This is a genomic window from Sulfidibacter corallicola (assembly GCF_017498545.1).
In the GTDB taxonomy this organism is placed as follows: Bacteria; Acidobacteriota; Holophagae; order Acanthopleuribacterales; family Acanthopleuribacteraceae; genus Sulfidibacter; species Sulfidibacter corallicola.
Genome location: NZ_CP071793.1, coordinates 4597503 through 4609251, shown reverse-complemented (window position 1 = coordinate 4609251; position 11749 = coordinate 4597503). Strand labels below are relative to the sequence as shown.

7 protein-coding genes are annotated in these 11749 nt (G+C 58.7%); 3 read left to right on the top strand and 4 right to left on the bottom strand.

The features are described 5' to 3' along the window. The first annotated feature begins 3 nt into the window (after positions 1–3). Positions 4–1035 carry an alpha-ketoacid dehydrogenase subunit beta gene (locus tag J3U87_RS13510; RefSeq protein WP_237383574.1) on the top strand — a complete coding sequence of 344 codons (1032 nt, stop codon included), beginning with the start codon at positions 4–6 and terminating at the stop codon, positions 1033–1035. 377 nt (positions 1036–1412) lie between these two features. On the opposite strand, the gene J3U87_RS13505 is transcribed toward J3U87_RS13510, so the two are convergent. Both J3U87_RS13505 and J3U87_RS13500 read right to left on the bottom strand, forming a co-directional pair. Further along, complete coding sequence (locus tag J3U87_RS13505) at positions 1413–1673, bottom strand: hypothetical protein (RefSeq protein ID WP_237383573.1); 261 nt, start codon at positions 1671–1673, stop codon at positions 1413–1415. 514 nt (positions 1674–2187) lie between these two features. Then, complete coding sequence (locus J3U87_RS13500; protein ID WP_237383572.1) at positions 2188–2760, bottom strand: hypothetical protein; 573 nt, start codon at positions 2758–2760, stop codon at positions 2188–2190. On the opposite strand from J3U87_RS13500, the gene J3U87_RS13495 reads away from it, so the two are divergent. Beyond that, positions 2761–3279, top strand: a complete 519-nt coding sequence (locus tag J3U87_RS13495; RefSeq protein ID WP_237383571.1) for a hypothetical protein — start codon at positions 2761–2763, stop codon at positions 3277–3279. Positions 3280–3749: 470 nt separating this feature from the next. Here J3U87_RS13495 and J3U87_RS13490 read toward each other — a convergent pair whose 3' ends face one another. After that, positions 3750–5696, bottom strand: a complete 1947-nt coding sequence (locus J3U87_RS13490; protein ID WP_237383570.1) for an OPT family oligopeptide transporter — start codon at positions 5694–5696, stop codon at positions 3750–3752. 507 nt (positions 5697–6203) lie between these two features. Between J3U87_RS13490 and J3U87_RS13485 the strand changes: the two genes are divergently transcribed. Next, entirely contained in the window at positions 6204–8663 is a 2460-nt protein-coding gene (locus J3U87_RS13485) for an endonuclease MutS2 (RefSeq protein ID WP_237383569.1), read from the top strand. 63 nt (positions 8664–8726) lie between these two features. Here J3U87_RS13485 and J3U87_RS13480 read toward each other — a convergent pair whose 3' ends face one another. After that, positions 8727–11459: a serine/threonine-protein kinase gene (locus J3U87_RS13480; RefSeq protein WP_237383568.1), complete on the bottom strand. Its 2733-nt coding sequence runs from the start codon at positions 11457–11459 to the stop codon at positions 8727–8729. Positions 11460–11749 lie beyond the last annotated feature (290 nt).

Below are 11749 nucleotides of genomic sequence, written 5' to 3'. Positions count from 1 at the left end.
GACATGCGCATTCGAAAGTACAAAGAAGCCATTTCCGAAGCCATGGTCGAGGCCATGACCAAGGACGATCAAATCTTCGTGACGGGTCACGCGGTGGCCTATCCTTCCGGGATCTTCGGTTCCACCGCGGAGGTGGCCGAGCGTTTCCCCGACCGGGTCTTCGACTGTCCCTCGATGGAGAACGCCTTCGCGGGGATCGCGGTGGGTGCCGCGGCGATGGGCAAGCGTCCCGTCTACGTCTACCCGCGTGCGGACTTCATGTTCCTGTCTTTTGACAACTTGCTGAACTTGGCCTGCAAGTGGCGCTACATGTTCGGCGGCAATGCGGGCCGGGTGCCGATCGTGCTGCGTGCGATCGTCGGCAAGGGCTGGGGCCAGGGGGCGACACACTCCCAGAGTCCCCACGCACCGCTGGCCCATTTTCCCGGACTCACGGTGGTGTTGCCCAGCACGCCGGCCGATGCCAAGGGTCTGCTGCTGAACGCGTTGCAGGCGGACCATCCGGTGGTTTTCTTCGAGCACCGCACCCTGTTCGAAACCGAGGGCGAGGTGCCCGATACGATGGAGCCGATCCCGTTCGGCAAGGCCAGGATTCTGCGCGAGGGCGGCGATCTGACGTTGGTAGCCACCTCCTTGATGGCTTTGGAGGCGACCATCGCGGCCGACGAGCTCGAGAAGCAGGGTATCGGGGTCGAAGTGATCGATCCGCGCACGATTCGTCCGTTGGACGAGGAGGCGATTCTGCGCAGCGTGGCCAAGACGGGTCACCTGATCGTGGCCGATACCAGTTGGGAGCTGTGTGGGTTCAGCAGCGAAGTCGCGGCACTCGTTTCGGAGAAGGGCTTTCATCATTTGAAGGCACCGGTTCGGCGGATCGCCTTGGCCAACTGTCCTGCGCCGGTATCGTTGCCGTTGGAGAGTGCCTTCTATCCGAAGGCCTCGACGTTGGCGAGCGCGGCGCTGGCGTTGCTGAAGAAAGAGGGCGCCGACGTGGCGGGCATCGACCGCGAAGACTACTTCAAGGGCCCGTACTGATCCAGGCCGAGCCTATCGAAGCGATCCATACCTTTCCCGTTCCTCAACGCAAGTGGCTTTCGAGGCTCTCGCGGGCCGAGAGGATCGTGGTGACAGTTTGGTACACAGGGGTGGTAAGCCCGTCGGATGTATTTTTCAAAGCAACCCAAATTTCTTCAGCGACATATCCCTGAGGGCGGAGCAAACCCCTCTCTCCGACCGCACGCTCTCGAAGTGATCGGCTTTCAAAGTCTTCGCAGGCAGGAAGAGACATCGTACAGGTTCAGCAGGGGCGGTAAGCGGGCTCGCTGAACGCATCGAAGCGAGTCACGCGGGGAGTACCCGCCTCCTGATGAGGAGTGCATTCTAGTGAGCCGAGCCAACCGTCCAGAGATGATTCAGGAAACCTGGGTCGTTTCCAGGAAATCGACATGCTCGAATCGCTCGAAGGGCAGTTTGATCCGAAAGTCGAAGCTCGTTCTTGGCATGGTTGCCGATGTCGGGATCGAGCTCGCGTGGGGCACCGACTCTCGAAATACCAGGCAATCGCCCGTTTCGAGCACGGGATACTCGAAATCGTCGGCCATCTCGGCGCCGATCTGAAAGTGTTTCAAGTCCTCGCCACAGACTTCCGGTGGTTGCTCCGTCTTGAATGCCAAGGCACGGTCTACCGGAGGGAAAAACAGTCTCAAACCCGGGCAATCAATGTTTGTTCTGATGGATCTTTCGACGACGGGTAACCACATGGTCAGAAAGCTGGGAGAGTGGTGGAACATCAAATCCTGATGCAATGGATGGTTGATGTGGTCGATCATTTGGTGTCGTAATCGGCCACCGTCGATTTCCGCCTCGACACCAATGTCGTTTCGAAGAATCTCCAAAAGGGGTGACTTTTCCAACAATTCGATCAGAATCATTCGTTGGTTTGGATCATCCTGTATCGCTTGAGGGGCCAAGGCCCTGGTCGCAGGGTTGAAATGCCAAAAATCCGGGATGGGTAGGTTCTTCCCGAGGTGAAAGAGATCCTGGCATAGCTTCCGTGCCTGGCTGGCGACATGGGTTTCAAGCTCTTCTGGGTCCAACAAACCGCGTAGGAGGGCGATCCGATATTGGGCTATGGTAGTCGGTATATCGTTCGCAGAGAATTCGGGTATTTTTAATTGTTCCATCGACTCACGACCTCCAAATCAATTCGGCGTAACCTCGAGCTATGATTTCATCTCCTTCAGGCCAGCAATGAACCCGATCCGCAAAAAGTTCGCAAGTGCCGTCATAGGCGCGAAAACTATCGTGAAAATCGATTCTTCGATTCGGATCGATGTCGCTCTCTTCGAGGCGAAGGCTGGCCATATCCAGCAATGCGGGCATTTTCTCGAAAGCTAATCGCAGGTCCGGATTGTTGGCGCCCCTTTCGATGATCGCCTTTTCGTTGGGGTGCATTTCGGATTTGCTGCATGCTGCCGGTTGTAAGCCCAAGAAACATTGGCTCCCCATACCGCTGACTAGATCGGCAAACTGCTTTATCCGACTGAGCCAGGCTTCGACCACATCCTCCGGCGCGTTCAGGATTTTTAGGGGTCGACCCGGGTTGGCTGAGCCTTCGTGTGTGCCGTGGAGGATTTTGGCCCATTCTTCGAACTGGTACAAATAGCTGATATGGTATTCCGCCAATAAAACGGGATCACAGCCCAAACCCAAACACAAGTCGTTCCAGCCGCTATGGCAGATCACGACTTCGGGTTTCAAGTGGATCCCGTACAACGTCCAACAAATGATGTTGTGCAGCGTCACTGCACCCACCTGACCGAAATTCAATACCCGGTACTCGTGCCCGTTATTCGTTTCGACCGCCTTTTGGTTGAGGATTGTCTCGAGCCGGGAGGCGAAGGTTTCGTCATCGAAGCAATGGGTACTGAATGCGGTCGATCCTCCGTACACCGCGATGACCCGTTGGTGTGCTTCTCGTTCGACGAGGTCGTTGAAGTTGCCGTGGATTCGAAAACCGAGTTCGTCCAGTTCACCTCGTCCGGAGTGAACACCCATGAGTCCGTATGGGAAGAACTTGAACTCCGAGTCACGAGCACCGCCCAAGCGGCCGAAGGTGGTATTGCGAAGGTTGGGATGATCTTCCTCGCTGAGGATTTGATCATGAGGGGCGATCACCCCGCTGGGATCCACGCGGTAGAGCCGGGCCTCCGTTTTCGGCAGGATCGAGATATCGAAACCCGACCAAAACACGATTTTTTGGGGGTTGGCCTCGGCTAATTCGCGCTGAATGGCACCTTGATCCGAAAATGTCCGCACTTCGGAATCACCTGCCCATTGAGAGAGGCGTTGGCGGGCTCTTTGTCGGTATCGGTCGGGCCAATGATCCGGTGGTGGGATGAAAGCGATGGTCACCGTGAAAGCTCTCCCGAAAATGTTGGTTTGAAGGAGTGAAACGAGTCCCTTTGCACCCACGTGATGGATAAACCTCACCAAAACCCCGAGCTCGTTGGTGTGGCAGAACCCCATTGGGGAAATTCTCTTGATGAGCAAAAGGCCTGAAAGCAATTGCCTTCTTGTGGATGTTTATCGGCCCTGGCATCGTCGGACTTGACCCTGCAAACACCCTTTCCGGTTGCTCTCGATTGCCTCATTACATCCGTCTTAGCCAGCTTGTCCGGGATGAGTCGCCACGTCGTAATTTTCAACCGCGCCGACGAACGCCGCCGGCGCGATCGAAGATGCGCGGATCAGTGCAGTTTGCGTTTGGCCTGCCAGCTCATGACAGCGACCAGCGCCAAAATGCCGACGACCGCCAGTGCGATCGTTCCGCCAGGTCCGTAGTCCATGCCGAGGCCCGTGATCTTGGAGCCCGACCAGGCCACGTAACCCGCGAACAAGACCCCCGTCAGGCCCTCGCCGCCGACCAGACCCGATGCGAACAAGGTGCCCTGCTCGCGGCGCCGCTCGGCTTCGCCCTTACCCTGCTTGCGGGTCAGGATGTGGCGCAACAAACCGCCCACGAAGACCGCTGCCATCGTGGACAACGGCAGGTAGACGCCAACCGCGAAGGGCAGCGGCGGGATGCGCGCGATGAAGACCGCGATCGCCAGGACGACCCCGATCATGACCAGGTTCCAGGGAAGCTTTTGATCGAGCACGCCGTCGATGACCAATTTCATCAAAGCCGCCTGTGGCGCGGGCAATTCGGCACTTCCCAACGTGTGGGACTTGTGCAGCAGGATCAAGACCGCGCAGACGAAGCCCGCCGACGTGATCACCCCGACCAGTTCGCCGATTTGCTGCAGGCGCGGCGTGGCGCCCAACACGAAACCGGTCTTCAAGTCCTGCGACGTGTCGCCGGCGATCGACGCCGCGATACACACCACCGTACCGACCATCAAAGCCGTTGCCTTGCCTTCCATGTCGCGCCAACCCAACATGTAGAAGATCAGGCTGGTGCCGATCAGGGTCGCGATCGTCATGCCCGAGGTGGGGTTCGACGTCACACCCACCAGACCGACGATCCGCGAACTCACCGTCACGAAGAAAAACGCGAACACCGCGATCAGGATGGCAGACACACCCCGCGCCGGGATGGCGTCGATGTAGCCCAGAATGCCGGGCACCAAGGTCAATACCAGCAAAATGACCAGCAGGAAGGCGCCGACGACCTTGAGCGACAGGTCGTGGTCCGTTCGCTCGGCCTCCGTCTCGGTTTTCCCTTTATTTTTCAATTGTTGCAGCCCGATCCGGAACGATTCGATCATGGCCGGAATCGATTGAATCAGCGTGATGATCCCGCCCGTGGCCACCGCGCCGGCGCCGATGTATCGGATGTAGCGGTTCCAGATGTCCCCGGCCGACATGTCGCGGATCAGGGTTTGGGTCTCGGGATAGAAGGGCGCATTCAGATCCATGCCCCACCAATAGATGATCGGCGTGATGACGAAGGCCGCCAGTGCCGAACCCGAAACCATGATGGTCGCCACTCTCAGGCCCAGGATGTACCCGACGCCCGTCAGCGCCGGCGAAACTTTGATCGCCAGCTTGGCCTTCATCGCGATGACCCAACTGAAGGACTCGGGTATCAATTTCAAACCGCTCGTCAGTACCTTGAGCACGATGCCGGTCCCGATGCCCCAGAACACGCCCGAGGCCTGCTTGCCGCCGTGCTCGGCCGCGACCAAAACCTCTGCGCAGGCCATGCCTTCGGGATAGGGCAGTTTGCCGTGTTCCTTTTTGATCAGGTAGCGCCGCAGCGGCACCATCGCCAGAATCCCGGTCAACCCGCCGGCCATCGCCAGAAAGGTGATCTGCAGAAAATCCGGGTCCATGCCCCAGATGAACAGGGCCGGCAGCGTGAACAACACGCCCGAGGCGACCGAGGAACTGGCCGACCCGATCGTCTGCGACATGTTGGTTTCCAAGATGTTGTGTTTGGTGCCTACGAGACTGAACAACTTGAAGGCCACCACCGACAGGACCGCCACCGGAATCGAGGTACTGATGGTCAGGCCCGCCTTCAAGCCCAGGTAGGTGTTGGCCGCGCCGAAAATCACACCCAACACGATGCCGGTGATCACGGCCTTGAACGTCACTTCGGTCAGGGTCTGGCCATGGGTGTAGGGGACGTAGGTTTCACCTTCCTTGATGGTGTAGGCGTTGGAAGGTAGTTTTCGTTTCTGCTCGGACATGGGCAGAATGCCTCCTCATCGCGCTGTCTCACCGTCCGCGTGAATGGCACCCGGCCAACCGCTCGGCGATCGCGATACTAGAAAATCGAATAACCAATTGTTGGGATGAAACGAAGAATCGAACGGCCCGCGGCGCGACCCCTGCCGCCTCGGCGCCTTTTTGCGCGATCGGGGCAAAACATGGAAGAATAAGGCGCCTGCCTGGCGAATCCGGCTCCTTCGGGTCCAAGACGGAATGCGCAAACCTGGGGGATGATGTCTAAAACCCGCCTGCAGGGGAAAACGCGCCGGCGTTTGCGACACCCGAATCGTATGGAACCATGAAGTTGGCGGGAATCAGGTTAGCACGACCCCGGTGGTTCCGGGTAAGATCTTTTCGAAATCCAAGTTGGCCCGCACTTTGCCAAACGAGCACGGAACGTCATGTTGTCTCTTGGTTGGAAAAAAGTAGTGATAAATGAGAGCAAATGACGATTTTATGATTTTTCTTGAATGGGTGAGGACACCTTGAATCAGCAAGCCCCGCGACCCCGTAAAGCCCCCAGATTGCGCGACCAAACGCGCGAGAGCCTCGAATTCCCCACGATTCTGCAGTTCTTCGCATCGCGCACCCAGACGCGCCAGGGACGGGCACTCCTGCTCGAACTCGACCTGATGCCGCCCGCGCGACAATCGTTCCATTTCGGCCAACTGGACCGGTGGTGCCAGCTCCTCGAGGAGCGTGACCCGCTGCGGTTCCCCACGATCCCGGGCCCCGACTTTTTTGATCGGGAGCCGCATACCAACCCGTTCGACGCCGAGGAGCTGCGCCGTGTTCGCGATGTGCTCAACTTTTTTGCGGTGCTGGAAAAGGACGAATCGCTTTCCTTCACGCGGTGCCTGGAGCCCGGTACCGCGATCGCCTCGGAGATTCCCGATGATTCGGGTGATCCCGATGAAACCGCAGGCGAGCTCAAACGGTTGACCCGCCTGCTGGGCGGCCTGTTCAAGCCCGATGGCGACTGGCGCGAGGACATTTCGCCCCTGTATGGCAGCCTGATCAAACAGTTCGTTCAAACCGACGAGCAATTGGATGCGGTGCTGAAGAACTGTCTCTCGCGGTACAACGAATTTCTGAGCGAAGCCATCGTGTTCGAACGCAATCACCGCAAGGTCCTGGCCGTCAAGTTGGACTTCAAAGGCAAGGTCAGGGGCATTCTGCAGGATTACAGTGCCTCGGGTCGCACCGTCTTCATGGAGCCGGAATCCACCGTGGCGCTCCAGAACCGCCTCACCGAGATCGTGTCCGAAATCGAGGAGGAGCTGTGGCGCATTCGGGTGGAGATCAGTTCCCAGATTCTGGCGATCCCGGTCATCGGTCGCGATATTTGCCCGCGTTTGGCGCGCATGGACATGATGCAGACCCTGGCCTTGTGTGCGCGAGCGACGGAATCCACCCCGATTGCGCCCAATCACGAACGCGATCTCTCCCTGCTTCGCGCCCGACACCCGTTGTTGGACGAATCCTTTGCCGCCATGCGCATGGCGCACTACGGCCTGGAGGAACCCGACAGCAATCACATGGTGCCCTTCTCGCTGCATCTGGATGAAGAGTTGCGCGGCCTGGTCGTTTCCGGAGCCAACACCGGCGGCAAGACGGTGACCCTGAAGACCACCGGACTGCTGGCCTGGATGGCCAACAGCGGTTTGCCGGTCCCGCTCGACGAAGGAAGTCGTATCCCCTTTTACGACACCATCTTCGGCGATATCGGCGATCACCAGTCGCTCAGCCACAATCTCTCCACTTACGCCTCTCACCTGGTCAGCATGCGCGAGGTCCTGGCGAGAACGACCGGTACCGGTCTGATCCTGTTGGACGAGTTGGGCAGCGGCACCGATCCCAACGAAGGCAACGCCCTGGCCCAAGCCATGATGGAAGCGATTCTGGAAACCGGCGATCACCTGATGGTGACGACCCACCAACAGATCCTTTGCACCCTGGCGCTGACCCATCCGGCGATGGAAAACGGTTCCATGTCCTTCGACAGCAGAGCCTTGAAGCCGACCTACATTTTCAACCAGGGTGTACCGGGCCGATCGCACGCCTTGGAGATCGCGGGCAACAGCGGCATGCCCGCGACGGTGCTGGCGCGCGCCAAGGAGCTGATCGACGACAATCAGGTCGACGTTCAGGCCGCCATTCGCAAGCTTCAGGAGCAACATCGCGATCTCAATCGCCAAAAGAACAAGCTGCGCAAGGACGAATTGCGCCTTCACCGCCGCATTCAGGATACCCGCAAGGAGACCGACCGGCTCAAGCAGGTCCAGGAGGAGTTCCGCGAGAAGGAACGGGTGCGCATCGCCAAGGCGGTCGACAAGGCCGAGCGCGAGCTGCGCCAGATGCTGACCGAAGTGAGCAGCCAGAAGCAGGCGCGGCGCGGGTTCACCAAGTTCGCCGCGGTGAAGAAAGAGCTGATGGAGCCGCTGCAAACCGAAAAGCTGCCGCAGGTCGAGGTGACCGGCTCGGGATTGTCCCGCGAGCACTGGAAGGTGGGCGACCGCGTGTGGTTGAAGACCTGGCGCATGGAAGGCGTCATCACGGCCGTCGACCGCAAGAAATTCCGGGTCGATTGCAAGGGCAAGTTCTTTCACCTCGGGCCGGAGGACCTACTGCACATGAAGCAGCCGGAGCGAGCGGAACGGCCCAAGATCATGGAGCATCTCGAAAGCGAGTCGGATGCGAACCTCTCGATGGAAGTGCGACTACTCGGATTCAGGGTGGAAGAAGCCCTGATGGAAGTGGACCAGACCATCGATCAGGCCTTGCGCCGCCAGATGCCGTTGATTCGGCTGATTCACGGTCACGGAACGGGCGCACTGAAGACGGCGATTCGCGAACATTTGAAGATCCACCCGGCCGCGTCCCAGTTCGAGGTGGTGATCGAGCGGGAAAACGACGGCGTCACGGAGCTGCGTTTCGGTTTCTAGCGATCGATGCGGCCTTCCCACATGCCGCGTAGGGCCTCGGCCCTGTAGGTTCGGCAGGCTGGGTCACCCCACCTTGCGGGTGGACAGCTTCGATTCCAGCAGGGTCAGCGCCTCTTCTTCCGAGGTGGTGTCCACCTTGAGCTGCTGCAATTCGCCCAGGTAGTAGCGGCAGCCTTCCAGTTTCTCGTCCTGAAAGGCGCGGATGAATTCGAAGCGGAACTGCTCGATCATCTTCTGCTTCAGCTTTTCCTGTTCTTCGCGGCTCATGTTGGGACCGGCCTTGCGGCGCACCTCGGTGCGCAGGCGCCCGAGTGCCTTGGCCTCGTCGCGGACCTCGGCGCCCAGCTCCTTGAGCACGCGGAAATAGTGCTCGCAATGGTTCAGGTCGCGCTTGGCGATGCCTTTCTGGAACTCATCGCGCGACTGCTGGATCATGCGCTCCTGGAGTTCCGCCTCGGCCTTCAAGCGCTTTTCCAGGCCCTGCAGCGCTTCCTTCTCCGACTTGGCGTTGACGTTGAGGGACATCAACTCCTTCAAATAGTAGCGGGCGTTCTCCACGTTGGATGCGCCCAGCGCTTTCTGGAAGTCTTCCCGAAGGTGGGCCGCCATGTTGCGGCGTAGCTTGATGGCTTCGGCCTCCTCGAACCGTTGGCGAAGCAGGTTGACGGCCTGCTCCTCGGAGAAGGTGTCCTTGCAGAGCTTCTTCAGCTCTTTCAAATGTTGGCGCGCCAACTTCAAGTCTTGCTCGCCCAGTGCCGCGGCCAGCTTTTCGCGCACGTGGTGGGTCATCGACTGGCGGATCTGAGCTTCTTCCTGGGTACGGATCTGCTGTTGCAGCAACGCTAGCGAACTGGTCTCCTTGGTGTGATCCACATCCAGTTTGCGGAGTTCCTGAATGGCCTGCTTGCAGCGCTTGGTATTGCGCTCGTTCAAAGCCTGGTTGAACGAATCGCGGACCGCCTGGATGCGGTCGCCCTTGAGGTTTCGGGCCTTTTCCTGGCGGAGCTGCTCCTCAAGGCCTTCCAGATCGCGAACTTCCTTGGTGATATCCACCTTGAGGAGGTTGTCGAGTTCGAAGATCAACTGACGGCAACGATCGACCTTGCGTTCCTTGAGCGATTCCACGAATTGGAGCCGCGTTTTCAGGATCCAGGCGCGTCGCTGTTCCTCTTCCTTGCGAATCTTGGTCTCCAACTCGGTGAAGTCGGTGGTTTCACCTGCCACGTCGGCCTGTAGCTTCTTCAGTTCTTCCAGGTGGAGGCGACAGGCTTCGACGTCGCTTTTCTTGTGGGCGATCTTGAACGATTTCTTGTGATCTTCGATCTGCTGGCGGCGCTGGTTGCGCTGAACCTCGATTTCCTTGAGGCGCGCTTCCAGCGATTGCAGCATGAGCTGCTCTTTGTCGATGTTCGCTTCCAACTTGTGGAGCTGTTCCAGGCAGAATCGCGAGCTGGCCACGTTTTGCGCCTTGTAGGCGATGTTGAATTCTTCGCGGATCTTGGCGATGTGGCGCTCTCGGTTCGCGGCCCGCGCAGCGTGCTGTTGCAGCTCGATCTGCTGGCGCAACTCGTGAAAGCTCTGGCTCTCGCGGGTGATGTCCACCCCGAGATTGGCCAGTTCCTTGAGGCAGTAGCGCACCGAGGAGAGGTTGCGGGCCTTGTAGGCCTGAAGGAACTGATCGCGGGCCTGGCGGATTTGGCGTTGTTGCGGCGTTTCGTTGAGCTGCACCGGTGACGGATGGCTGTCGGAAAGCAGGCGACGGCGCGGTGTGGCGGCGCCACCGGAACCGCTGTCCGATCCCGAATCCCGTTTGGCGGCGTCGGAGTCCGACTTGCCGGGGTCCGATTTGCCGGATGCCGGCTTGTCGGCGGTGGCCGGCGATCCTGCGGCTTTTTTGCCCTTGGCCTTCTTGCCCTTCTTGGCCTTGGGTTTGCCCAGCAATTCCAGCATGTTGATTTTTTTGATGGGCGTGATGACGTCGCCCAGGTCTTCGGCGAAATCGCCCGCGTTCTGGTACCGCTGTTCGCGATCCTTGTGGAAGACCTTGGAAAACACCTCTTTCAGGGCCTCCACATCCAGTACGTCGCCGTAAAGCGCGAAATCGAGCTTGGGCGGCTCGTTGGCGATTTGATACAGGATGGCGTGCAGGCTGTCGGCATCGAAGGGTAGCTTACCCGTGATCAATTCGTACATCACCGTGCCGAAGGAGTAGATGTCGGAGCGGTGATCGATGCGTCCGCTGATGATCTGTTCCGGGCTCGAATAACTGGGGGTGCCCAGGAACAGCCCGGTCTGGGTGAGTTTCGAATCCTGCAGCTTGGCCAGGCCGAAATCCACGATTTTGGCGCGTCGCTTCTCCGTAATGAGGATGTTGCCGGGTTTGATGTCGCGGTGGATGATGCCTTCTTCATGGGCGTAATCCAAACCATCCGCGATCTGGTGACACATCTTGACCAACAATTTCGAAAGGTCGCCCAAGTGTTTGCGAACCCACTCGTCCAGAGGTTGACCCTTGATGAACTCCATGACCAGGAAGGGTTCCTCGCCCTCGATACCCACGTCGAAGACCGACACGATATTGGGGTGGCTCAGGCGCGCATAGACCTTCGATTCCTGAAAGAACCGCTCTTTGAAGTCGTTGTGTTTTTCGCCGTCGCGCGCGTGTACCGCCTTCATGGTCTTGATCGCCACCGTCCGTTCCAAACGAGGATCGAACCCGCGATAGACGCTTCCCATGGCACCTTCACCGAGCACACCTTTAATGAGATATCTGGAGAAGCGACGTTCAGAGGTCATGATGGGTAGATGACTCCGTTTGGTGAAGATGACATTCGGGCTGGCACTGGAAATAAAAAGCCATCACCGAAATGACGGAGGATTGGCGAGTGAAATGCCGGCGAGTCAGGGACGTGCCGTGAAAGTTCGGCGAAGCGTTCGGGGCCAATAGAGAGGTGCCGTTCATTTTACCTGGAAGCGCAGTAAAAATGAAGCGCGGGCGCTCGCTATGACCAAATGTTTTGACTTTAAAAAAAAACGAGGTTGGATGGGGGTCACGTGAAAAACAGATGGGGACGGGTGAGGCGTCG